This is a genomic window from Clostridium felsineum DSM 794, from assembly GCF_002006355.2.
Lineage (GTDB): Bacteria > Bacillota > Clostridia > Clostridiales > Clostridiaceae > Clostridium_S > Clostridium_S felsineum.
Genome location: NZ_CP096980.1, coordinates 4,585,750 through 4,611,462 on the forward strand (window position 1 = coordinate 4,585,750; position 25,713 = coordinate 4,611,462).

22 protein-coding genes, 2 tRNA genes and 3 rRNA genes are annotated in these 25,713 nt (G+C 31.8%); 6 read left to right on the forward strand and 21 right to left on the reverse strand.

What is annotated here, in order from left to right:
- The 9 genes from CLFE_RS21235 to CLFE_RS21275 form a co-directional block, all read right to left on the reverse strand.
- On the reverse strand, positions 1 to 789 hold the full coding sequence (locus CLFE_RS21235; protein WP_077893678.1) for a motility protein A: 789 nt from the start codon (positions 787 to 789) through the stop codon (positions 1 to 3).
- Positions 790 to 981: 192 nt separating this feature from the next.
- The gene (gene fdxA, locus CLFE_RS21240) at positions 982 to 1,152 is read right to left on the reverse strand and encodes a 4Fe-4S ferredoxin (protein ID WP_010963626.1); all 171 of its coding nucleotides are present in this window, start codon (positions 1,150 to 1,152) and stop codon (positions 982 to 984) included.
- Between the two features lie 168 nt (positions 1,153 to 1,320).
- Positions 1,321 to 1,524 (reverse strand): heavy-metal-associated domain-containing protein, encoded by a 204-nt coding sequence (locus tag CLFE_RS21245; protein WP_077835984.1) that lies wholly within the window; start codon positions 1,522 to 1,524, stop codon positions 1,321 to 1,323.
- Between the two features lie 14 nt (positions 1,525 to 1,538).
- Entirely contained in the window at positions 1,539 to 2,450 is a 912-nt protein-coding gene (locus tag CLFE_RS21250; RefSeq protein ID WP_077893679.1) for a PSP1 domain-containing protein, read from the reverse strand.
- Between the two features lies 1 nt (position 2,451).
- Complete coding sequence (locus CLFE_RS21255; RefSeq protein WP_077835986.1) at positions 2,452 to 3,396, reverse strand: DNA polymerase III subunit delta'; 945 nt, start codon at positions 3,394 to 3,396, stop codon at positions 2,452 to 2,454.
- A 17-nt stretch (positions 3,397 to 3,413) separates the two neighbouring features.
- Positions 3,414 to 3,743: a cyclic di-AMP receptor DarA gene (gene darA, locus CLFE_RS21260; protein WP_077835987.1), complete on the reverse strand. Its 330-nt coding sequence runs from the start codon at positions 3,741 to 3,743 to the stop codon at positions 3,414 to 3,416.
- 75 nt (positions 3,744 to 3,818) lie between these two features.
- Positions 3,819 to 4,406: a nucleoside/nucleotide kinase family protein gene (locus tag CLFE_RS21265; protein WP_077850835.1), complete on the reverse strand. Its 588-nt coding sequence runs from the start codon at positions 4,404 to 4,406 to the stop codon at positions 3,819 to 3,821.
- A 20-nt stretch (positions 4,407 to 4,426) separates the two neighbouring features.
- Entirely contained in the window at positions 4,427 to 5,872 is a 1,446-nt protein-coding gene (locus CLFE_RS21270) for an aminotransferase class I/II-fold pyridoxal phosphate-dependent enzyme (protein ID WP_077893680.1), read from the reverse strand.
- A gap of 20 nt (positions 5,873 to 5,892) precedes the next feature.
- Complete coding sequence (locus CLFE_RS21275) at positions 5,893 to 6,108, reverse strand: sigma factor G inhibitor Gin (protein ID WP_077835990.1); 216 nt, start codon at positions 6,106 to 6,108, stop codon at positions 5,893 to 5,895.
- A 220-nt stretch (positions 6,109 to 6,328) separates the two neighbouring features.
- On the opposite strand from CLFE_RS21275, the gene CLFE_RS21280 reads away from it, so the two are divergent.
- The 3 genes from CLFE_RS21280 to CLFE_RS21290 all read left to right on the forward strand — a co-directional run bounded on the left by CLFE_RS21280 (position 6,329) and on the right by CLFE_RS21290 (position 9,479).
- Complete coding sequence (locus CLFE_RS21280; RefSeq protein WP_077893681.1) at positions 6,329 to 7,471, forward strand: zinc-binding metallopeptidase family protein; 1,143 nt, start codon at positions 6,329 to 6,331, stop codon at positions 7,469 to 7,471.
- 121 nt (positions 7,472 to 7,592) lie between these two features.
- Positions 7,593 to 8,540 (forward strand): magnesium transporter CorA family protein, encoded by a 948-nt coding sequence (locus tag CLFE_RS21285; protein ID WP_077835992.1) that lies wholly within the window; start codon positions 7,593 to 7,595, stop codon positions 8,538 to 8,540.
- Between the two features lie 18 nt (positions 8,541 to 8,558).
- Positions 8,559 to 9,479, forward strand: a complete 921-nt coding sequence (locus CLFE_RS21290) for a S66 peptidase family protein (protein WP_077835993.1) — start codon at positions 8,559 to 8,561, stop codon at positions 9,477 to 9,479.
- Between the two features lie 904 nt (positions 9,480 to 10,383).
- Here CLFE_RS21290 and CLFE_RS21295 read toward each other — a convergent pair.
- The 10 genes from CLFE_RS21295 to CLFE_RS21340 all read right to left on the reverse strand — a co-directional run bounded on the left by CLFE_RS21295 (position 10,384) and on the right by CLFE_RS21340 (position 20,766).
- Positions 10,384 to 10,617, reverse strand: coding sequence for a DUF3006 domain-containing protein (locus CLFE_RS21295; RefSeq protein ID WP_308463936.1), 234 nt, complete (start codon positions 10,615 to 10,617; stop codon positions 10,384 to 10,386).
- The gene (locus CLFE_RS21300) at positions 10,604 to 12,385 is read right to left on the reverse strand and encodes a bifunctional homocysteine S-methyltransferase/methylenetetrahydrofolate reductase (protein ID WP_207651384.1); all 1,782 of its coding nucleotides are present in this window, start codon (positions 12,383 to 12,385) and stop codon (positions 10,604 to 10,606) included. The genes CLFE_RS21295 and CLFE_RS21300 overlap by 14 nt, the downstream gene beginning before the upstream one ends.
- 76 nt (positions 12,386 to 12,461) lie before the next feature.
- Positions 12,462 to 12,914: a GNAT family N-acetyltransferase gene (locus CLFE_RS21305; RefSeq protein ID WP_077836204.1), complete on the reverse strand. Its 453-nt coding sequence runs from the start codon at positions 12,912 to 12,914 to the stop codon at positions 12,462 to 12,464.
- A gap of 162 nt (positions 12,915 to 13,076) precedes the next feature.
- Positions 13,077 to 13,150, reverse strand: a tRNA-Cys gene (locus tag CLFE_RS21310).
- Between the two features lie 10 nt (positions 13,151 to 13,160).
- Positions 13,161 to 13,236 (reverse strand) — tRNA-Phe (locus CLFE_RS21315).
- Positions 13,237 to 13,243: 7 nt separating this feature from the next.
- A 5S ribosomal RNA gene (gene rrf, locus CLFE_RS21320) occupies positions 13,244 to 13,360 on the reverse strand.
- Positions 13,361 to 13,430: 70 nt separating this feature from the next.
- Positions 13,431 to 16,335: ribosomal RNA gene (locus tag CLFE_RS21325) — 23S ribosomal RNA — on the reverse strand.
- A 329-nt stretch (positions 16,336 to 16,664) separates the two neighbouring features.
- Positions 16,665 to 18,170, reverse strand: a 16S ribosomal RNA gene (locus tag CLFE_RS21330).
- Together the 16S, 23S and 5S rRNA genes with 2 tRNA genes alongside form the textbook arrangement of a ribosomal RNA operon.
- Positions 18,171 to 18,629: 459 nt before the next feature.
- Positions 18,630 to 20,045, reverse strand: coding sequence for a sensor histidine kinase (locus CLFE_RS21335; protein ID WP_077895505.1), 1,416 nt, complete (start codon positions 20,043 to 20,045; stop codon positions 18,630 to 18,632).
- A gap of 13 nt (positions 20,046 to 20,058) precedes the next feature.
- Positions 20,059 to 20,766, reverse strand: coding sequence for a response regulator transcription factor (locus CLFE_RS21340; RefSeq protein WP_077835844.1), 708 nt, complete (start codon positions 20,764 to 20,766; stop codon positions 20,059 to 20,061).
- Between the two features lie 171 nt (positions 20,767 to 20,937).
- Here CLFE_RS21340 and CLFE_RS21345 point away from each other — a divergent pair, with 171 nt between their 5' ends.
- From CLFE_RS21345 to CLFE_RS21355, 3 genes are read left to right on the forward strand one after another with little or no spacing between them, the layout of a single operon-like run.
- On the forward strand, positions 20,938 to 21,663 hold the full coding sequence (locus CLFE_RS21345; RefSeq protein ID WP_077895504.1) for an ABC transporter ATP-binding protein: 726 nt from the start codon (positions 20,938 to 20,940) through the stop codon (positions 21,661 to 21,663).
- Complete coding sequence (locus CLFE_RS21350; protein ID WP_077853110.1) at positions 21,664 to 22,410, forward strand: ABC-2 family transporter permease; 747 nt, start codon at positions 21,664 to 21,666, stop codon at positions 22,408 to 22,410. It abuts the gene before it with no gap.
- Between the two features lie 7 nt (positions 22,411 to 22,417).
- Positions 22,418 to 23,152 (forward strand): ABC transporter permease, encoded by a 735-nt coding sequence (locus tag CLFE_RS21355; RefSeq protein ID WP_077895503.1) that lies wholly within the window; start codon positions 22,418 to 22,420, stop codon positions 23,150 to 23,152.
- A gap of 101 nt (positions 23,153 to 23,253) precedes the next feature.
- On the opposite strand, the gene CLFE_RS21360 is transcribed toward CLFE_RS21355, so the two are convergent.
- Positions 23,254 to 24,441 carry a Y-family DNA polymerase gene (locus tag CLFE_RS21360; protein WP_077853108.1) on the reverse strand — a complete coding sequence of 396 codons (1,188 nt, stop codon included), beginning with the start codon at positions 24,439 to 24,441 and terminating at the stop codon, positions 23,254 to 23,256.
- A 93-nt stretch (positions 24,442 to 24,534) separates the two neighbouring features.
- A complete protein-coding gene (locus CLFE_RS21365; protein ID WP_077895502.1) occupies positions 24,535 to 25,272 on the reverse strand; it encodes an NAD-dependent protein deacylase in 738 nt (245 codons plus the stop codon).
- Positions 25,273 to 25,713 lie beyond the last annotated feature (441 nt).

A 25,713-nucleotide genomic window follows, 5' to 3' on the forward strand; every position in this document is an offset into this window, starting at 1 on the left:
TTATTCACCTTCTCCTCCACTCATATTTTCATATTGTAGAAGTTGCTTCTTGTCCAAAAATCCTTTAAGTTTTTCATCAAGTGTATTAGGATTTATACCTTCTTGAATACAAAGTATAGCTTCTATCACTAAGCTTTTTTCTTGTATTTCTATAGCATTAAGTCTTTTTAATTTACTTGCTATTGGTAAGCAGACTAAATTGGCACTACTTATACCATAAAGTGTGGCCAAGAATGCTGACGATATCGATTCTCCAAGTTGGGAAGTATCACTACTTAAGTTTCCAAGAACAACAACAAGACTACAAACAGTACCTATGATTCCAAGTGTAGGAGCAAATCCGCCCGCAGCTTGAAATATATCAGCGCCTACCTTATGCCTTTCTTCTATCAATTCTACACTTAACTCTAATGTGTCCTTTACTGTTTGAGGCTCGATACCATCTACAACCATCTGAAGACCTTTTTTGATAAAGGGATCTACGCCTTCTTCTGATATCATTTCTTCTATACTTAAAAGTCCTTCTTTTCTTGTCTTAAACGCTATCTGTTTAAAGTAAGCTATAAGTGCTGGTAAATCTGTTTTAGGTTTTGCAAAAACAACCTTGACAACACTTCCAATCCTTTTTATATCAGCAAATGGGAAAGATGTACATACTGCTCCTATAGTTCCTCCAAAAACAATTATTGCTGGTGAACCATGCAATAAGCTTGTAACTGAACCACCATCAATCATAAAACCCAATATAACAGCTACCACCGCCACTAACACAAATATAATACTATCCAAACCATTCTCCTCCTTAATACCCGTCGGTTAAGAAAACTTATAAAATTTATATATATTCCAATATGTACCTTCAAGAAAGTCTATAATTTATTATCGTAACCTAGAATAATTAATTTACATGCTATTTAAAATTGCAATAAAATAAATAAAAAGTTCGCATCACTAAAATGCGAACTTTTTATTTATTTTATTTTACTCTTGAACTGGAGCTCCTACTGGGCAAACATTAGCACAGTTTCCACATTCAATGCATGTATCAGCATCAATTACGAATTGAGTATCTCCTTGGCTTATAGCGCTAACTGGACATTCTGAAGCACATGAACCACAACTAACACAAGCGTCTGTTATTTTATATGCCATACTAAATACACCTCCTTATCATATAGGCGTTAAATACTACACGTACATTGTAACATGATTTTGATAAATTTCAAACAATATTTATATAATTTTGAGGGCATACTAAAAAAATAGATATGTTGTTTGTATTTTTATGAAATTAATTACAATTCCACCATATTGCTCATGTTAAACAATAATATAACCCAACTTTTCTATTGAATCTACCATATCATCTACTTTTAAAAGTCTTTCATCATAAATCACTTCAACTTCTAACTTATCCTTATCTATATAAAATGCTATTACTCCCTCATTTCTAGATATAGAGCTTCTAACCTTTGATATATCATTTGAAGTAACCATATTACTTATTTTTAAAACCGTCTTCATTTTTTGAGTGCCTCCTAATCAGGTTTAAATAACTCTTTTACTTCTTTTGCATCTACATCTTCAAGCTCTAACTTTATTTGAGATTCATCTACATTTCCTTCATAAGATCCAGATATTAATTTTACATCTTTAATATGAACCTCTGCTTCTGAAATTGTTTCTCCATCTTTTGCTGTATACTTAACTTTAACTGATTCTTTTATTATATTATTGTCTACTATCTCTGCCTTACCATACTCTTTTGTATTTACTATAGACCCAACCTTCGGCATTCTTTTTCTTATATCTTCATAACTCTCTTGTTCATAATTTAAGCAGCACATAAGCCTTCCACATACTCCTGAAATTTTAGAAGGATTAAGTGACAAGTTCTGCTCTTTTGCCATTTTTATCGAAACTGGTGCAAAATCTCCTAGATACAAAGAACAACACATAGGTCTTCCGCATACACCAAAACCGCCTATCATCTTTGCTTCATCTCTCACACCTATCTGTCTCAGCTCAATTCTAGTCCTAAATACAGATGCTAAATCTTTAACTAACTCTCTAAAGTCTACTCTTCCTTCCGCTGTGAAATAAAATATTATCTTATTATTATCGAAGGTGTACTCAACATCTATCAATTTCATGACAAGCTCATGTTTTTTTATTTTATTAAGACAAATATTAAAAGCCTCTTTTTCTTTGCTTTTGTTTTCCAAGTATTTCTTTTTATCTTCTTCTGTAGCTACTCTTATAACACTTTTTAGAGGTGATACTATACTCTCTTCCCCTACATTTTTTAACCCTATAACACAATTACCATATTCAATTCCCCTTGCTGTTTCAACTATAACGTCGTCCCCTTTGTTTACATTGAGATCATCAGGAGAAAAGTAATATATCTTTCCTGCCTTCTTAAATCTCACTCCCACAACTGTTATCATATTAGACCTCCTGTATTTTAAACAACATTTCAACATAAGTTAAAGGCATATTAACATTTGTTTCCAAGTTTAATTGTCCATAATTCACTGCTTCTACCATCTTATTTAACTGTTTCATAGAAAATTGGCTAGCTACCTTTTTTACATCGTCTATCTTATCTAAATTTATTAAAAGATCCTTATTTCCCGTTTCTTTGTATATAAGCGCATCTCTTATATATAAAATAAAGTAGTTACAAATTTCATGCCATAATTTCTTATACTCAGAGAGCTTATTTGCACATTCAATAATCTTTTTAGGATTTAGATTTTTTATATTTAAAATAGCATTTATGACAATATTCCTTATTTCCTTCAAATCTTTATCATTTAAAAATTCATCCACTTTACCAGGAATACCATCACTAAAAGCTAGTAATGTTCTTATCTCATCTTCATTTGTTATATTATATTTAATATCTATAAATTTTCGTATTTCATCTTCATTGAGACGATTTAATTTATAAATTTGACATCTTGATTTTACAGTATCAAGAACTCTATTTTGAGATTTACATAATAATATTATATAAACACCTACTGGTGGTTCCTCTATTGTTTTTAAGAAAGCATTTTGTCCTTGAATAGTCATAGAATCCATATCATGAACTACTATTATTTTATTATTGCCTTCATACGGCTTTTTATTTACTTCCTCTATTATTTTCCTAACTTGATCTACCGATATACTTTTTTTGTCATTTAATATTTTCCACTCAATTAAATCTGCATATTCCCTTATTTCAGATTTATTTAAAATCTTTGAAGCAATTTCTCTTGCAATAACACTTTTACCTATTCCATCTTCACCACATAATATTATTGCATGTGGAAATCTTTTATTTTTAATTAACTCATCAAACTGTGTTCTAATATCTTCATGTCCAAATATATTTTCAAATTTCATGAAAACTTCTTCCTCTATCAAATTTTAATAAACTTATCAACGTCCACTACAAATATAGTTGCTCCCCCTACCTCTACATCAATAGGATAAGGAACATATACTCCCGTGGACCCTGCAACTGGAGAAGGTGACGTTACAACTTGCTGACGCGTTTTGCATACATCTTCTATTGTCTCTATAACACCATCTACTTCTTTTTCTTCAACTCCTATCATTAAAGTAGTATTTCCTGACTTTAGAAATCCACCTGTAGTAGCTAGCTTTGTTACTCTTAATCCTTTGTCTGTTAAGACATCAATTAACTCACCTGCGTCATCATCTTGAACAATGCATATAACTAATTTCATTTTTACCCCTCCTCTATAGAATCTTTATATTTATTTTAACACATTTTTATGTAAATTCTATGTTTTTAAATATATTTAAATATTCTTAATGATATCGTTTTTTATTTGATTCAAACAATCTTCAAGACTATAATTGTTATAATATTTTTTTATTCCACATTCTTTTAATCTTTCTCCACTAAAATCTTCATTATCCGCCAGAAATCTTCTGCACATTTCTTCGTAATTAGGTTTATGTTGATTTCGTTCTCTTTTTAGTGCTCTTTCAAGTCTAATGCCATCCTCAACATTTATGTAAAATGGTATGATTTTTTCTTCTCCAAAATAAGCCTTTATATTTTTATAAGCTTCTAACGTTGTTATAAGTATATAATTTTCATTATCTGAATCGAATTGACCATCATCTACTGTAGCATAATGCCATTTCCCATTTACCGTGTTGTAACTTCTTTTTTCTATTACTTTTCCCATATTATCATAAGTTTCTAGCTTACTTTCATCTATAAAATAATATTCTGTACCGTCCCTTTCTGTATCCCTCTTAGGTCGTGTTGTATATGTTACAATAGGCTTTAATTTTAAGTTTTCATCTCCTCTGAGTTCTTTAAATATAGTATCTTTCCCAGAATTACTTTTTCCAAACAAACAAATTATTTTGCCCATTTTAATCCTCCAATATTAATTTAATTTTCAGAAACAACTTCTATTATAGTATCTCTACCTTGATTTTCAATTCCCAAAACTGTAATTCCGGCCTTAATAAAATTTATTATACAATCAATAATTTCTTGATTTATAATTTCACCTGGCATAATAATTGGTATTCCAGGTGGATATGGAACCAATTCTTTTTTTACTGCTTTTCCTAAACTATCTTCAATTTTAACTTTCTCAGATTTCAAATTTAAAACCTCATATGGCGCAAATCTAATTTCAGGTATATCTGGTAGATTCATAAATTGATTTTTATTATCATTTATTTTTATAATGTTACAGTTCTTTAATGTTTTATATAAATTTTGTAACTGCAATTCTCCATCAAAGGGTGAACAAATTAAAACAACATTTCTGTCATCACACATTTCAGGTTGTATATTATTTTCTTTTAAATATTCATACAATTTAAATCCGCTGCATCCATCTTCTACATTAATCACAAACCTTGTTGCATCAAATTGAAGCCTTTTTCCATTTATACTTAAATCCTCTGAATTCAACACATGTAGTCCATTTATTTTGCTTATTTTTTTTGAATATTTTATACATAATTCTACTAAGTTATCGTAATCACGCTTTCCTCTGTCCTCAAGATAATTTCTAGCATAATCCATAGAACTCATTAACATGTAAGATGGGCTTGTACTTAAAAACGAACTTACATAAAAGTCTACTTTGCTTTCTTCAATATCACCGCATAAATGAAGATATGCAGTCTGAGTAAAACTTGGTAGAGTTTTATGTGAACTCATTACAACCATATCTGCTCCAAGCTTAACAGCACTTTGTGGCAAACCTTCTGATATTCCAAAATGAGCTCCATGTGCTGAATCGACTAAAACTTTCATTTTATATTTTTTAGCTACCTTTATTATATTTCTCAAGTCTGAGCACACACCATAATAATTAGGATATGTAAGTATTATTCCCTTGGCATCTTTATTTTCTTGTATAACTTTTAAAAAATACTCCTCATCTATAGATAAAGAAGCATTTATATTCTTATCAAAATAATTTTTTACATATATAGGATTAAGTTTTCTTAATATTATTCCGTTGAATATTGATCTATGGCAATTTCTTTCAACAATTATCTTGTCTCCCTCATTGAAACATGAAAATATCATAGCAAGATTACCACTTGTGCTTCCATTCACAAGAAAATATGATTTTTTACTTCCATATAAGTCTCTAAGCCTATCTTCAGCTTCCTTAATAATTCCAACCGGCGCATGTAGATTATCAAGCCCATCAACTTCTGTTAAATCCATTTTTATGATATTTTCATATAACTTCTTACCCATTTTACTATTTGAAAATCCTCTACCACCTTTGTGTCCTGGTGTACAAAACAAACTATTTTTTTCACTTATATATTTCATTATTCCATCTATTATAGGTGCTTTAGACACTAGTAATTCACTTCCTTATATCATGGAGTTTTTATACAATCACACACCCCACTTTTATATCGTTTTCCTGTATTATGAACTATTCTTTTTTTTATACGTTTTTTATAATATTCATAAAAATCATTTCCACATTCAAGTCCTACTAACCTTTTTTCACAGTTCTTGCAAATACCCTTTCCATTTATTATTATACCATCTTTTAATGGCTTTCTGCATATGATACACATTTTTTTCATAGCCTATCCCTCCTATGAATCAAGCATATTAGTTTTCTTTAAACATCTAATCTTTATTCACTATAACCCTTATACTATATTTTATTCACTGTACTATGAAATTTTATTTTGTCCCAAAAAAATTTTAATATATTTTTATTTTTAGTAAATACTATAAGTTATTAAATATTAATCTTCTATATGTTGTTTGATTCTAATCTATATCAAGAGGTGAGTAACTTTGAAACAAGAACTAGCTTCATTTTTAACTACAATCGATAGCGAATTGTATTCTCTTACAAAATATTTATATGATAATCCCGAAGAAAGCTTTCATGAATATAAAGCTTGCAAGTATATAACTGATCTTTTAAAGTCTTATAATTTCAATACTTTAACAAACTATTTAGATGTTAACACCGCATTTTTTTCTCAATTTGGAGAAGGTCATCCCAAAATATGCCTTATATGTGAGTATGATGCAGATATAAATTACGGTCATATATACGGATTTAATGCTAAAACTACTATTTCTATTGGTGCCGCCCTTACTCTATCCAAAACTATTTCTAAAATCGGTGGAAGTGTTGTTCTAATAGGTTGTCCTGGTGAATTGAAGAGTAGTTTGAAATCAACAATGTTTAAACAAGGAACTTTTGAAGATATGGACGCTATATTGTCAGCTCAACCACATGTAATAACAGCACAAAGTGGTACTTCAATGGCTTCTCTTCCACTAAAACTTAATTTTTCATCAAATAACAAAATGGCTGATATAGCGAGTTCCCACTGGAATTTTAATACTGCCCTAATTATTTTTAATGCCTTAAATTATTTAATAAGCACTTCAAAAGCTAGTTTAGATATTAATAATTTAAGTTTCTCAAATTTAGTTGACTCTGATCCTAAAATTTCTGAAATGGCCTTTACTTTAAATTCTGTATCTTCTCAAAATATATCTGACCATGAGTTAAAAATAAGAGAATTTTTCAAGGGTTTATGCTCACTATTAAATATTGACTTCGAACTTCACCTTAGCGACGCACCATGTACAGAATTGTTATCAAGCAGTACTCTTTCACGACTTTTTTCACATAATTTAAAGGAATGTGGGATAATAAATATAGATAAACCTAAAAACTTATCCTCATACCTCAGTTTAGGAATTATAAGTCATTCAATTCCTTGTATACATCCATACATATCTATAACAGAAAATTCTTCAGTGAGATATGGAACTAACTTCTTCGCAGATGAAACAATTACACCTTATGCTCATAATATAATTATGAAAACTATAAAAGCTTTAGCATTTACATGTATTGATTTAATAGAAAATAATAGCCTTTTATTTGAAGCAAAAAATGAACTTAACAATAAATAAGTTCTTAATAATTGAATTTTAGACTTCTTACCAGTTATAATATATCTATAACTATAATTGAATTAAAGAAGGGAGGAACTGTACAAATAATTATTTTACACTTTGTACAGGACCATAAAACATGATATCCATTTATAAAAGTGTTGATTTCAATAATCCATCAAAACTTGAAAAATTAGAAAATGTAGAACCAGGCTGTTGGATAAATGTCACAGCACCAACTAAACAAGAACTAATGCTTATACAGAAAAAAACAAATGTTCCAATGGACTTTTTAAATGCTGCGATGGATGATGAGGAGACCTCTAGATTAGAAATAGAAGATAATAACATTTTAATTATTGTAGATATTCCTTTTACAGAGGTTGAAGATAACTCTTTAGCTTATGATACTTATCCACTTGCCATAATACACACTGAAAAGGAAATCATAACAATATGTCTTAAAAACAGTAAAATATTATCTGACTTTCTTGATGGAAAAGTAAAAACTTTCTTTACTTTTAAACGTTCACGATTTATATTACAAATACTATATAAAGTAGCAACCTACTATCTACTGTACCTTAGACAAATTGATAAAAAAAGTCTTATGGTTGAAAAAAGACTTCATAAATCTCTTAAAAATAAAGAGCTTATTCAACTTCTATCCCTTGAAAAGTCTCTTGTATATTTTTCTACTTCACTTAAGTCAAATGAAATTACTCTTGAAAAAATGTTAAAACTTCAAGTAATGCAAAAATACACAGATGATCAAGATGTACTTGAAGATGTGATAATTGAAAATAAACAAGCTATTGAAATGGCAAGTATATATAGCGATATTCTAAGTGGAACAATGGATGCATTTGCCTCAATAATATCTAATAATTTAAATGTTGTAATAAAATTTTTAACCTCAGTAACAATACTACTATCAATTCCTACAATGATTTCAAATTTATTCGCAATGAATGTTGCTGGAATACCTTTATCAACATATAGATATGGATTTTGGATAATTTGTGGACTTATGGCCTTAATATCCTGCATAACAGGAATATTTTTATATAAAAAGAATACTTTTTAAATTAAGAAGGTGATAATTTTGTTAGGTAAAAAACTTAAGCTTGGAGATACAATAGGTATTATATCTCCAGCAAGCCCTGAAGATCCTAAATCTATTGAAAATGCTATTAGCTTTTTTCAAAACAAAGGATTTAAAATTAAACTCGGCAAACATATATATGATAAGCGTGGTTATCTTGCCGGTGAAGATAAAAATAGAGCAGCTGATCTTATGGATATGTTTAAAGATAATGAAGTCGACATGATTTTATGTGTACGAGGAGGCTATGGTTCTATGCGAACTTTGCCTTATATAGATTTCGATGTTATAAGAAGCAATCCAAAAATATTTATAGGTTTTAGTGATATAACTTCTTTCTTAAATACTTTTTATTCTAAATGCAATTTGATTACTTTTCATGGGCCAATGTTTACTTCTAATTTTAAAGACAAGTATACTATTGACTCATTTTTCAACACTCTAATGAATGGAAACAAACCGTATATAATTTCAAATCCTTCTGAAAATGAACTAATTTGCAGTGTAGAAGGTGAATGTCGTGGACATTTAGTTGGGGGAAACTTATCTTTAATTAGTAACACTTTAGGCACGCCCTATGAAATTGATTTTAAAGATAATATTTTATTTATTGAAGATGTTCATGAAGAACCATATGCAATAGATAGAATGTTAACTCACCTCGAACTTTCTGGCAAGCTTAATACCTGTAATGGTTTTATATTGGGACAATTCAAAAATTGTACTTTACCACATTACAATAGAAGTCTAACATTAAATGAAGTTTTTGCAGATAAAATTTTTAGTCTAAATAAGCCAACAATAACAAATCTTATGAGTGGACATGATTACCCTAAGCTAACATTACCTATAGGTGCTCAAGTATATATGAATTCATTGAAAAAAATTATAGAAATAAATCAGCCTACTGTATTAAATTAAAAATTATAGAGAAATTATGTACATTTAAACTTAAATTGTACCAAAATGCTGACTATAAAATCATTTTGGTACATATTTAAATTAACAATGAATTAATTTCTCTATACCCATCAATTACTATATTTATCTTATACCATATTTTATATTTCTATTCATACTAATAAACCAATTATATTATCAATCCCCAAATAAAAAACATAAAGTTTTATCCCCTAAAAACTAGTTTTTTTAATATTTTTTCTTTTATTCCCACTTAATTGAAACGACTTAATACGTAAATCACCTCCATTACATTTTTTAACCATATAAATCCTCACTCCTCAATTAGTTAATATTAAAAAAACCATAATCGAAAGAAAATAAAATACTATGAAACAATCTATGTATTTTGTTTCATAGCTATATTGCAAAATTTGCCTATTTCAGTAACTTTTTTAGTTTAAATATTATAATTCATTGATATATTTTAAAAAATATAATGAAACGTTTTTTGATTATTTAACAACACTAGTTTTACTTACTAAAGTATAGAAATTTAAACATATTTCAACAAAAGTATATTAAAAATATATTCTTACTATCTGTTGGAAAATGTAACTATAAGTGATATAATAAATACTAATATGAAACAAAATACATAGATTGTTTCATTTTTGTCATACAATTATATAACGTTGGTGTTTATTTTTTACAAAAAAGTTATTGCGCATTCTTGTTTTATTCCATTATATGTTATTATTTGTATTTATTCGTATATTTAGTTTTCATTTTTTTATTTAAAATTCCATAAAAATACAACTACTAAAAAAACAAAAAAATTAAATTTTCTTATGAAATTTAATTTTTTCATCTAAAAATATTCTTGAAAGAAATTATCTAGTATTTTGTATGTTAAATTTACTATTTACATAAACAAATTACTCATTAATTTTTGTATATCTATCTTTCTTTTCCTTGTTTCATCAATATTAATTTTAATATTACCATCATCATATAAATTCAAAACGGTACCCTCTACTGCTCCCTTAGGGATTCTAGTTTTTAATATATTAAGCATACTTCTATCTGGCCTTTCACAAACAGCAAATTCACCTTCAAATCTATCTATAACAAGTTTAATAAAATCACTTCCTAATATTCTTTAATATTTTCATAACCATTTCAATTCTGTTAAATGGTGTGACCATATATATACCATCAACATACTTTTTAATTTTATGTATAAGCTCTGTTGCTAAATCAACTCCAACTGTTTCTGCTTCTTCCCTTGACATATCAATCTTAAATCTTTCAACATATTCTTTAGGAATATTAACTCCAAAAAGCTCATTATTTATAAACTGAACATTTCTATAACTTACTAAAGGCAATATTCCTCCTATTATTTTTACACCTTTATCTCTTTTAAGGTTAGCTAAAAATTCAATAGTACTTTCTTCAAAAATTGGTTGTGTTAAAAAAAATGTTCCTCCATTATCGACCTTTTTCAACATTCTTGAAACCTCAATTTTTTTATTTAATACATTTAAATTAAGCGCCCCTCCTATATTTATCTCGTCATGTTTAAATACTTCTTTATTCATTTCACTTATAAGGTTCATAAGTTTAAATGAATTTAAATTAAAAACACTTTTTGTATTAACCTTATCAATTCCTGTAACAGGATCTCCAGTTATAGCTAAAATATTTCTTATACCTTCTATATGCGCAGCAAGCAAACTAGCTCTTATAGCGTTTACATTTTTGTCTCTACAACACATATGGGGCATAACCTCTATTCCCAATTCTCTTTTAATTTTAGATGCAATCATTATTGAGTCCACTCTAACTTTCGACATAGGTGAATCTGCAATAGTAACTAAATCTATATTATTTTTCTTACACACCTCAGCTGCATACATAATTTTATCTATATCAATATTGAACGGTGGGTCCAACTCTACCACTATTGGAAATTCGTCCTTAACCAACTTTTCCCAAAACTTATTCTTTTCCCTTTTTTTATTAGGTTTTTCTTCTTTCTTAATTGCTTTTATTTCTACCTGTTTAACATTTGTTTTTAATTTTTCTACTAATTTTTCTATATGTCTTGGTGTAGTACCACAACACCCTCCTAATATTTTAATTCCTACATTTTTAATCATTGACATTTTATCAGCAAAATAATCAGGATTATCTACATATACCATTCGTTCATTAATTAATTCCGGATACCCTGAATTAGGTAAAGCAGATATTGTATCCCCAAGTAATTTCAAATTTTTAATAACACTATATAAGTGAGCTGGTCCAGAACCACAATTAAATCCATATGCATCTATATTTTTAATACTGTTCATTTTGTTTACAATACTATTTGCACTAATACCTTCTCTTGTAAAACCATCTTGCATAACTGCGAATTGAGTTAATATAAAAGCATACTTATTTTTTAACTTTATATATTTAAAAATTTCTTCTAAACAATCTATACTACTTAATGTCTCAAATACAAAAATATCGGCTCCTAATTCCATAAAAGTATCTACTACAAACTTATATTCTTCTATTATATACTCTACAGGTTTTCCTACTTCAAATTTATTAATTGGTCCTACATCCGCTGCAACAAATACATTATCTTTAGTTGCAGCGGCTTTTTTAGCTATTTTATACCCCTCTGTTATTATATTCCTTAGTTCTTCTTTTGATATATCCATTGTTAAGGTGTTTGCCGAAAAAGTATTTGTCCTAATAAATTTAGCTCCCGCATCTATATACTCCTTATGAATATTAAATATGACTTTAGGATTATTTAAATTTGCAAATTCACAAAAATTATTATAATCCCCTGTAATTTTAGAATAATATGTTCCCATTGCACCATCTGTAACTAAAATATTGTTCTTTATGTATTCACGTATCAATATATTCACCACCTAGATTTTAAAATTATTATATTATATTTTATCATAGATCCATAACTAAAATTAATACTTTTATTTATAAAGTCTTTTTCATACATATACTATTAGTGTTTCCTATATACTGACCATAATTTGATATTATAGTATAACCACACCTCTTATATAAATGAATAGCTTCATTTTGTTTTATTCCTGTTTCCAAAATAGCGTACTTATAATATTTTTCCTTTGCACATTTCTCCAAAGTATTTACTACTAACTTACCTAACCCATTACCTCGTTCCTTTTTATCAATAAAAATACGCTTTAATTCAACAGTTTTATCTTTATATTCCTTATATGCACCACATCCAACAGGAACATTGTCCCTATAGATAACCAATACTTGCTTTATATCTTTATTTCTATTATAATCATCATATTGTTTTTGTAAATCCCCATACTTTTCTTTCAAGTCCTCATCTAATAATTTAATGAGGTAGATGAAATCCACATTATCACTGTTTGTTTTCAAAATATTTATATTCATTGTAATTTCATTCTCCAAAAAATAAAAATCAACTTAATTATTATATTATAATTTATTAAATGTAGTCATTTCAACTTTTTCAAAAAAATAAAAAGTAGTATGTACAGCTAACTCTTTATGAATTACTGTATATACTACTTATCTAATCGTCATATAATTAATTGGAGGCGCCACCCAGATTTGAACTGGGGATAAAGGTTTTGCAGACCTCTGCCTTACCACTTGGCTATAGCGCCATAAATATAATGGTGGCCGGACCAGGAATCGAACCAGGGACACGAGGATTTTCAGTCCTCTGCTCTACCGACTGAGCTATCCGGCCAAACATTACCCGGCAATGACCTACTCTCCCACAGAGCCTCCCCTGCAGTACCATTGGCGTTCTGGTTCTTAACCTTCGTGTTCGGTATGGGAACGGGTGTTACAACCATGCTATGATCACCGGATTTATTTAATTATAGAAAGTACTTTATACTTTCAAGATTGCATAGTAATTATTATATATTTACTTATTAATTGGTCAAGCCCTCGACCTATTAGTATCAGTCAGCTTAAAATGTTACCATTCTTACACCTCTGACCTATCACCTGTTGTTCTTACAGGGGTCTTACTAACTTATGTTATGGGAAATCTAATCTTGAGGTGGGCTTCACGCTTAGATGCCTTCAGCGTTTATCCCTTCCCGACATAGCTACCCAGCCGTGCCTTTGGCAAGACAACTGGTACACCAGAGGTCAGTCCATCCCGGTCCTCTCGTACTAAGGACAGCTCCTCTCAAATTTCCTTCGCCCGCGACGGATAGGGACCGAACTGTCTCACGACGTTCTGAACCCAGCTCGCGTGCCGCTTTAATGGGCGAACAGCCCAACCCTTGGGACCTACTTCAGCCCCAGGATGCGACGAGCCGACATCGAGGTGCCAAACCTCCCCGTCGATGTGGACTCTTGGGGGAGATCAGCCTGTTATCCCCGAGGTAGCTTTTATCCGTTGAGCGATGACCCTCCCACGAGGAGTCACCGGATCACTAAGCCCGACTTTCGTCTCTGCTCCACTTGTTTGTGTCGCAGTCAGGCTCCCTTCTGCCTTTGCACTCTACGCGCGGTTTCCAACCGCGCTGAGGGAACCTTTGGGCGCCTCCGTTACTTTTTAGGAGGCGACCGCCCCAGTCAAACTGCCCTCCTAGCTATGTCCCGTGACCAGTTTCATGGCCTCCGGTTAGAACCTCAGTACTGTCAGGGTGGTATCCCAAAGACGACTCCACAATTCCTGACGGAACTGCTTCCAAGTCTCCCACCTATTCTGTACAGACAATACCGAAATTCAATGCTAAGATACAGTAAAGCTCTACGGGGTCTTTCCGTCCAATCGCGGGTAGCAAGCATCTTCACTTGCACTACAATTTCGCCGGATTTGCTGTTGAGACAGTGCCCAAATCATTACGCCATTCGTGCGGGTCGGAACTTACCCGACAAGGAATTTCGCTACCTTAGGACCGTTATAGTTACGGCCGCCGTTTACTGGGGCTTAAGTTCATGCCTTCGCTTGCGCTAAGCATTCCCCTTAACCTTCCAGCACCGGGCAGGCGTCAGCTCCTATACTTCAGCTTTCGCTTTAGCAGAAACCTGTGTTTTTGATAAACAGTTGCTTGGGCCTATTCTCTGCGACCTACTCTCGTAGGCACCCCTTCTCCCGAAGTTACGGGGTCAATTTGCCGAGTTCCTTAACAGCAATTCTTCCGATGGTCTTAGGATTCTCTCCTCACCTACCTGTGTCGGTTTGCGGTACGGGCACAGAGCTCCTGGATAGAGACTTTTCTTGGCAGTATGAAATCAGATATTTCGGTAGTAAACTACCTCACCATTACACCCCAAGCTTAAGGAAGACGGATTTTCCTATCTTCCACTCTCAGTGCTTAGACGTACTTCCAATAACGTACGCATATCCTATCCTTCTGCGTCATCCCATTTCTCATAACGTTACTCTGCGGTATCGGAATATCAACCGATTGTCCATCACCTACGCCTTTCGGCCTCGGCTTAGGTCCCGACTTACCCTGGGCGGACGAACCTTCCCCAGGAAACCTTAGGTTTTCGACCACTAAGATTCTCACTTAGTTCTCGCTACTTATGCCAACATACTCTCTCCTGTACAGTCCACCGCTCCTTTCGGTACGACTTCAGCCCATACAGGATGCTCCTCTACCACTTGTACGAAGTACAAGTTCACAGCTTCGGTGTTAGATTTTAGCCCCGGACATTTTCGGCGCAGGATCTCTTGACTAGTGAGCTATTACGCACTCTTTTAATGAATGGCTGCTTCTGAGCCAACATCCTAGTTGTCTTAGAAATCCCACATCCTTTACCACTTAATCTATACTTTGGGACCTTAGCTGGTGATCTGGGCTGTTTCCCTTTTGACTACGGATCTTATCATTCGCAGTCTGACTACCATGATTCAAGTATCCAGCATTCGGAGTTTGATAGAGTTCGGTAACTGTTGTCAGCCCCTACCTCATTCAGTGCTCTACCTCCGGTACTCATTCATGGCGCTAGCCCTAAAGCTATTTCGAGGAGAACCAGCTATATCCGAGTTCGATTGGAATTTCTCCCCTATCCACAGCTCATCCCATGGTTTTTCAACACCATTGTGGTTCGGGCCTCCACGGAATTTTACTTCCGCTTCACCCTGGCCATGGATAGGTCACCCGGTTTCGGGTCTACAGCATGCAACTATGCGCCCTATTCAGACTTGGTTTCCCTTCGGCTTCGCACCTTAAGTGCTTAACCTTGCTGCATACCGTAACTCGTTGGCTCGTTCTACAAAAAGCACATCATCACACATTAACGTGTTTTGATCGGTTGTGGACACACGGTTTCAGGTTCTATTTCACTCCCCGTCTGGGGTTCTTTTCACCTTTCCCTCACGGTACTGCTTCACTATCGGTCACTAGGTAGTATTTAGCCTTGGGAGGTGGTCCTCCCAGCTTCCCACAAGGTTTCACGTGTCTCGTGGTACTCTGGTACAGATCGGGCTTTTTTCTCTTTTCACCTACAGGACTATTACCTTCTATGGTTTAACTTTCCAGAAATCTTCGGTTAAGATATAAAGCTTTAATGATCTGCCCGCAACCCCGGAAACAAGTTTCCGGTTTGGGCTCTTTCCGTTTCGCTCGCCGCTACTAAGGAAATCGATTTTTCTTTCTCTTCCTCCAGGTACTTAGATGTTTCAGTTCCCTGGGTTTACCTCTATATACCTATGAATTCAGTATACAGTTCATGGGGTTACCCATGAGAGTTTCCTCATTCGGAAATCTTCGGTTCACAGACTATTTGCGTCTACCCGAAGCTTATCGCAGCTTATCACGTCCTTCATCGGCTCCTAGTGCCAAGGCATTCACCATGCGCCCTTTGTAGCTTGACCTTACAAGAATTCATTAATATCTCTGTAGATTATGATGGCTAATTTCGTTCAATACTTCATCAATAAAGCTAACTATAGATTACTATAAGTTTTCTTTATTTCTTTGTATTCCCCGAAATTCCCTCATCATTACTAATATGAGGTATTGAATCCTATACTAAGTAAATATATTTAAATTCAAACAACAAAGAATTAACTTTGCCTTGCTTTAGAGTATTACTCTTAATTACTATGCAATTTTCAAAGTACAAATAGAGAGTTGAACTCTCAAAATTAAACAGAGAACAAAGAACCTTCATGGAAATTACATTTCCATGTCGACTCCTTAGAAAGGAGGTGATCCAGCCGCAGGTTCTCCTACGGCTACCTTGTTACGACTTCACCCCAATCATCAACCCCACCTTCGACCGCTGGTTCCAAAAGGTTACCTCACGGGCTTCGGGTGTTGCCGACTCTCATGGTGTGACGGGCGGTGTGTACAAGACCCGGGAACGTATTCACCGCGACATTCTGATTCGCGATTACTAGCAACTCCGGCTTCATGTAGGCGAGTTTCAGCCTACAATCCGAACTGGGATAGGGTTTTGAGTTTAGCTCCACCTTGCGGTATAGCATCTTTTTGTCCCTACCATTGTAGCACGTGTGTAGCCCTAGACATAAGGGGCATGATGATTTGACGTCATCCCCACCTTCCTCCCGGTTAACCCGGGCAGTCTCACTAGAGTGCTCAACTAAATGTTAGCAACTAATGATAAGGGTTGCGCTCGTTGCGGGACTTAACCCAACATCTCACGACACGAGCTGACGACAACCATGCACCACCTGTCATCCTGTCCCCGAAGGGACTTCATCCATTACGGACTAATTCAGGAGATGTCAAGTCTAGGTAAGGTTCTTCGCGTTGCTTCGAATTAAACCACATGCTCCGCTGCTTGTGCGGGTCCCCGTCAATTCCTTTGAGTTTTAATCTTGCGACCGTACTTCCCAGGCGGAATACTTATTGTGTTAACTGCGGCACAGAAGGAGTCGATACCTCCTACACCTAGTATTCATCGTTTACGGCGTGGACTACCAGGGTATCTAATCCTGTTTGCTCCCCACGCTTTCATGCCTCAGCGTCAGTTACAGTCCAGAAGGCCGCCTTCGCCACTGGTATTCTTCCTAATCTCTACGCATTTCACCGCTACACTAGGAATTCTGCCTTCCTCTCCTGCACTCCAGACATCCAGTTTGAAATGCAGCCCCCAAGTTAAGCCCGGGGATTTCACATCTCACTTAAATATCCGCCTACACATCCTTTACGCCCAGTAAATCCGGACAACGCTTGCCACCTACGTATTACCGCGGCTGCTGGCACGTAGTTAGCCGTGGCTTCCTCCTATGGTACCGTCATTATCGTCCCATAAGACAGAGTTTTACGATCCGAAGACCTTCATCACTCACGCGGCGTTGCTGCATCAGGGTTTCCCCCATTGTGCAATATTCCCCACTGCTGCCTCCCGTAGGAGTCTGGACCGTGTCTCAGTTCCAATGTGGCCGATCACCCTCTCAGGTCGGCTACGCATCGAAGCCTTGGTGAGCCGTTACCTCACCAACAAGCTAATGCGCCGCGGGTCCATCTCATAGCGAATAAATCCTTTGGCTCAGAAATCATGTGATTTCCGAGTATTATGCGGTATTAATCTTCCTTTCGGAAGGCTATTCCCCACTATGAGGCAGGTTACCCACGTGTTACTCACCCGTCCGCCGCTGGGAACCGAAGTTCCCCGCTCGACTTGCATGTGTTAAGCACGCCGCCAGCGTTCGTCCTGAGCCAGGATCAAACTCTCAATTTAAAAGTTTGATTAGAATCATGCGACTCTCTATAGATTATAGTGGTTAATTTTGTATAATACTTCGTCAATAAAACTCATCATAGATTACTATTGACTCGCTTTATTTCCTCGTCTTATCCAAAATTTCCTCGCTATTACTAAAACGAGTGTCTTCTGAATCTTTTATACAGATGCTACTCTGTATTCCTTTAGCTCATCGCTAAATTTATTTAAATAGAATAAATTCTATTCAAAAGAATTGCTGGTTCTTTAATTCTCTGTTTAATTTTCAAAGTTCAATTGTGCGCTGCACTCAGACAGCTTATTTATAATATCATTTTCATCAAGTTTTGTCAACATCTTTTAAAATTTTTTTATTTTTAAAAACGACAAACTTGCGACAACGAATAATATTTTACCACATACAATTATAATGTCAATAGTTTTTTATATTAATAAGTTATTGACCATATCTATATATTAATTCTCTTTTAAAAACACAGTGAATTCAGTACCCTCACCCTCTTTACTTTTCACATTACAAACTCCATCATGTAACTTTATTATGTCATTAGCTATAGCCATTCCTAATCCGGAACCTTTTGAATTTGAAGTTGTATTTGTTCCTCTATAATATCTTTCAAATATGTGATCAATATCTTTTTCTGGTATTCCTTTTCCATTATCCTTTATACCTACTTTAATAAATTCCTCACTCTTTTCTACAAATATCTCTATTATAGAATTATTATCATTATACATTAAGAAATTAGTAATAATATTTACAAATGCCCTTTTCATCATAAGTTCATCTATATTAATAACTATATTTTCATCTATATTAGAAATTTTCACATTTCTATCCTTAAATTCTGGTGATGAATGCAGCGTATATATTATATTATTTAACCACTTGCTAAAATAAACTTTTTTCTTATTTATAGTGATACAATTATTTCTAAGCTTATAACTAAAATTCAAATCATTTATAAGTTCTTCCATATATAATGCTTTATCATATATTATACCTGCATAATCTATAATTTCATCTTTTGCAAATTCATAGTCATCATCTTTAAGTATCTCTGAAAAGCCCTTTATTGATGATAATGGTGTTTTCATGTCATGACTTATAGATGAAATCCATTGATCTCTTAACTGATCTATTTTCTTTTTTCTATCCCTATTATCCATTAAAACTTTAGATAGGACATTTAAATTTTTAAATACATACTTATATATACCTTTTTCTTTTTCATTAATTTTATAATTACCACTAGATAATTTCTCTATGTAAATGAGTACTTTTTCAAGAGGTTTACCAATTTTACGCGCAAAATAAACATATCCAAATATTAAAATTATTATTAAATTAATAGCTAATATTATTAAAATGCCTCCACCGATTATTTCTTTTAAATTATGAGGATTATATTCTAAATTATATTTAGCAATTTTATTTATAGGGAATCCAATAAAATAAGAAAATTTATTTTGACCTTCAAAGCTTTTTTCTCCAATAAACAACGTGGAATTAACAGTATCATATTTATAAACATGTACAAATTCTATTGGACTATACTTTATAGGAACGTTTTTAGGTTTTTTATATGAATATTCCTCTTCTAATTTATTGTCCACAATTTGAATCCATGCATTCTGTTCTTTTAATATATTCTTTCCTCTTTCATCTATATATGGTTTAGCATCTTTTACTTTTATATATTTTCCTATATCATTTGTAAACTGAGCTGGATCCTGAGTTAATGTTGGTCTATATTCCGTTAATCTTATCATTGTCAACATATCTACAATAAAAATTATTACAAGAATTAATACTATACTTTTTGTAAATAAGCTAGTGATTTTTATATAGCTGGATGATTTTCTTCTCATAGTTTTCCCCTTCTTAAAACTTCATTTTATACCCTAATCCTTTAACTGTTAAAATATACTTAGGATTAGAGGGATCATCTTCTAACTTTTGCCTTAGCTTTCTTATATGTACCATTATAGTATTATCATAGCCAACATAATCATCTTGCCAAACTTCATTAACTATCTTTTCTTTAGATAATATTATATTTTTATTCTTAACTAAATACTTTAATAATAAAAGCTCTTTTGCTCTTAAAAGAACGCTCTCACCATTTTTTATAATTTCACCCTTTTCGAAATCTATTGTGAAATCATCCGTTTTTATTATGTCTTCCCTATTTATTAATGATTTCCTTACCATTTCAATTCTTTTAAGATGTGCTTTAACTCTAAGAGCTACTTCTTTAGGTGAGAATGGTTTTGTTATATAATCATCAGCTCCAAGTCCTAATCCTATTATCTTATCTGTATCTTCGCTTTTGGCTGATAAAAACATTATTGGAACCGCATCAAAGTTTCTTATTTGTCTAAAAACCTCAAAGCCATCTATATCTGGAAGCATTATATCTAAAATAATAATTTCTGGTGCGTTATCCTTACACTTTTTTACCCCATCGCTTCCCGTTACACTTGTTATTACATTATTAAATCCTTCTTTTTTAAGTACTGTTTCTAACAATTTTAAAATACTTTCCTCATCATCTATAAGAAGTATTTTGCTGTCCATTATATTTTTCATGATTAGCACCTCCCTAAACATGATAATATACTTTTCTTATCCATTTCAATCTAATAATCAATATTTAAGGTTTAGTTAAGGTTCAGATTAAACACAGATAAGCTTAGCATATTACAATTTAAACATAGTCAAGTTAATCACTTTTGAAATTAATGTATAGGAGAGATATAAATGAAAAATTATGTTGTTGAAGTTAATAATTTAAGTAAAACTTATAGAGGTTTTAATACTGTAAATAATATAAATTTAAATATTAAAGAAGGAAGAATTTATGGCTTTCTTGGACCAAATGGAGCTGGAAAATCAACTACTATAAGAATGATTTTAGGCCTTATTAAAAGTTCTTCTGGAAGCATAAAAGTTTTTGGAAAGAACCTTAAAGAAAGCAGATCAGAAATATTAAAAAATGTTGGTGCTTTAGTGGAATCCCCTTCATATTATGGACACTTAAATGCTTATGAGAATTTAAAAATATGGGCAACAATTAAAAATGTTGATAAGAATAGTATTAATGATGTTCTAAGATTAGTTAATCTTTATGAGCATCGAAAGAAAAAAGTAAGTAAATTTTCTCTTGGTATGAAACAACGCCTTGGAATAGCACAAGCCTTAATTGGTGATCCAGAACTTATAATACTTGATGAACCTACTAATGGACTTGATCCAATGGGCATAAAAGAAATCAGAAATCTTATAGTAGACTTAGCTAAAAAGCATAATAAAACTATAATTATAAGCTCACATATACTAAGTGAAATGGAACTTATGGTTGATGATGTAGGAATAATTAATAAGGGTAATCTTCTCTACGAAGGCTCACTTGTAAATTTAAAATCTAAATATAGCTCAGATATGAAACTTGAAGACATATTCTTAGAATTAGTAGGAGGTAACTAAATGGAATCATTTGTTTGTTTAAAATTAGAATTTATGAAATTTAGGAAAAGCTTTATAAAATTTTTGTTTATTTTTCCCGCAGTATTATCTGCTGCTATGTTAACTATAGGTCTTTATTTTAGAAAAAACAGTTTTATTTCTTACGGTGGCTTAAAAGATAGTTTCTCAGGAGTACTACTGGCAAATAACTCTATCCTTGCTTGGAATATTATACTTCTTTTATTTGTAATAGCTATGAGTATTTCTTTATTTTATATTGAAACTGCTAATGATTCCTTAACTTCTATTTGTTCAAGTAATCTTAAAAGAGGCAGTATATATCTTGGAAAATGGATGTTCCTATTTATATCTACAATATTAATGATTTCTATCGGTATATTTATTTTAATTATTGATGCAAAAATATTTGGAATACCAATCGTTTTAGATAATGGTGTAATTATGAAATATATATGTTTTGAGTTATTTTTCTCTTTAGGTTTAGTAAGTTTTCAACTATTTTTAATATCTATTTTAAAGGACATTACAACCTCTACTATTGTTTCTCTTTTGGCAGCAGTTGGATTCAATGCTGTTCATATAGGCAAAGGCATAGTACCTTATATACCATATTTATATTATTCTAATTCAACGCCATTTAGTGATACCAATATTTTAAGACAATCACTTATTACTTCTTTAATTTATTTCGTTGTATTTTTAGTAATTGGTGTTGTAACCTTCAATTTTAAAGACATAAGGGAGTGATTAGTTTATGTGTAAACTTGTTAAATGTGAATTATTAAAATTAAAATCTATGCTTGGTGTAATTTTAGCGTTTTTATTTCCACTAATACTTGTAGCTATGGGACTTTTGAATGTATACAATGGAACTGTTAAACTTTCTGGTGTGAATGAGATGTGGAATGCTATTTATGTACAAAGTTCTTCATTATATGGTGGAATTCTATTTCCTGTGTTTCTTTCAGCCTTAATCTCCCTTCAATGGAGAGTTGAGTTTAAAAATAATAGCATAAACAATCTTTTAATTACAGATAAATCACATAAAGATATTTATTTAAGTAAACTATTTACTACTTTTATAATAGCTACTGTTAATATACTCTTATATATTATAATTATATTTGTATCTGTAAAAGTACTTCTTCCTAAAGAATCTGTGAAAGCTTTTATATTTTATGCTCCTGTTGTCGGACTTTTATTTTCTCTTCCACTTATATGCCTCCAACATTTATTAAGCATGAATTTTAAAAACTTTGCACTTCCACTTATAGTAGGTATTGTTTTAAGTTTTCCTAATTTCGTAATAAGTTGCTACGGTTTTTCTAAATTCATTCCCTATTCTTATATCTGTAAAGGTATGTTCTTCAATGTAAAAAACTCTTTGAATGTTAAGTGTGAAGCTTATATATTTATAATTACAGCATTACTGTTTATACTTTTAATCTTTGCAGGAACAAAACTTTTTAAAAACAAAGAATTTCATTAAATGATATTTTTAAAGTAATCAAATTATCCACAAATACGTTTTAATCTTAAACATATTTGTGGATAATTCGCTTTTTATATTTATTTTTGTGCATAACTTTATTATTTGTCCTTTGGCATTAATACGGATCTCATAACTGCATTATCACCATACTTCTTCCTTATAGCATCTAAAGTTTTATCTAGCATTTCATTCTTAGGATTAATTTCTTCATCAAACATTGAAATTTGAATATTACTACTGCTGCATAACCCTGAAAGTTGAACTCCTAAAAGTCTTATTGGTTCTTTTCCCCACATTTCAGAAAATATTTTACTTGCATAAAGTATTATATCCTTAGTACTATTAATTGAATTTTTAAATGTTTTTTGATGAGAATAATTTCTAAAGTCACTAGTTCTTATACTAACAGCTATAGATGTACAATACTTATTTTGCTCCCTAAGTCTTTTACCCAAATTTTCACACAAAGATATAAGAATGTTGTGAATTTCTTCTATTTTAGTCAAATCATTAGATAACGTTGTTTCATTGCTTATACATTTTATTTCATCCCTATATCTACTTATATCTGAATTATCTATACCATTTGCATACTCCCATACTATTTTTCCATGACTCTTAAACTTCGCTTTAAGAATATTAGCATCATATGCGGCAAGTTCTCCAATAGTTTTTATATGAAGCTCATTTAACTTTTTCTTCATGCTCTTTCCAACCATAAATAATTCACCTACTGGCAGTGGCCACATCTTCTTTTTAATTTCATAGTCATAAAGAGTATTTACTTTGTCAGGTTTATTAAGCTCTGATGCCATTTTAGCTAGTAACCTATTTGTTGATACTCCAACATTAACTGTAAACCCAAGCTCATTTTTTATTCTTTCTCTAACTATATTTGCAAATTCTACATCTTCCATTCCTCTTAAATCGTTGGTTACATCCATAAAACATTCATCAATAGAATACTTCTCTATATGTGGAGTAAATCTCTTAATTAAATTCATCATATTCTCACTAGAGCGCCTATAAATTTCAAAACGCGGTGGAAATACAAGAATATTGGGGCATTTTTTTCTTGCCTGATAAAGACTTTCTCCTGTTACTATACCGTATTTTTTAGCTGGAGTAGATTTTGCAAGAACAACACCATGTCTTGATTTCTCATCTCCACCTATAACAGAAGGTACTTTTCTTATATCAACTTTTTCTCCATTTTTAATTTTTTCTACAGCAGTCCAAGAAAGAAATGCTGAGTTCACATCAACATGGAAAATCACCTTACTCATCTAAATAAACCTCGCAAAATAAATTTATACTATACTTTCTAATACTGTTGCTGTTGTAATAATTTATTTATAATAATCCATCATAGCATATATCTAAAGTTCACTAACAGCTTCACTTAATACTTTAGCAATATCATCACTAATAATAAGATTGGCCTTATTATCAGCTGATGTTGTACTTTTATTAATAAGCACAAGATTTTTTCCTTTAAAATAATTAATAAGCCCAGCAGCAGGATAAACAACTAGTGAAGTTCCACCAATAATCAAAGTGTCAGCATTGGATATTGCATTAACTGCACCATTAATAATATTATTATCCAATCCTTCTTCATAAAGAACAACATCTGGTTTAACTTTTCCTCCACACTTAGGACAAGTAGGTACTCCTTCTGATTGTAATATAAATTTCTCATTATAAAAAGCATTGCATTTCATGCAGTAATTTCTAAGAACAGATCCATGCAATTCATAAACAACCTTTGAACCTGCTGCTTGATGAAGCCCATCTATATTTTGAGTAACCACAGCTTTTAGTTTTCCCATTTCTTCTAGTTTAGCTAAAGCTATATGACAGCCATTAGGTTTTGCATCAGGATAAATTAATTTGTCTTTATAGAATCTAAAAAACTCTTCTGGATATTTCACAAAAAACGTATGAGATACTAATTGCTCAGGAGTAAAGTTAATTTTCAGTTTCTCATTCCACAAGCCATTTGAACTTCTAAAATCAGGTATACCAGAGGCTGTGCTTACACCTGCCCCACCAAAGAATACTATATTATTACTGTTTTTAAGTATTTCCGTTAACTTTTTTATTTTAGTATCCACAAAATCATCTCCATATTATATTTCTATAGTTATATTATTACACAGATTAGCATAAAAAGAAATCCAAATACAAAAATTGTAAAAAGCATTCTACATAAATTATAAATATTATCAAAAAACATAAATATAATTTTTTAGCCTGTGTTTTATAGCAAATCGTTAAATTAAAGCCATTTTTTTAAGTATCTCTCAACAAACTATAGTTTTAATTATCAATATATTATTTTCTACTTTCTTTAAGTTGTGTTATTATATAAATTAATGAAACATAACTGTTAATTTAAATTCACTAGTTAATATACTATTTTGTCACAATCAAAACCAATATAATAACTTACATCATTTATATCTGTTTTTTATTATTCTAGAAGAGATATCCTTATTTTTCAGAAAATTTAGACTAAATATTCCTAGTAAGCCACCCACTTTAAAGACTCACTG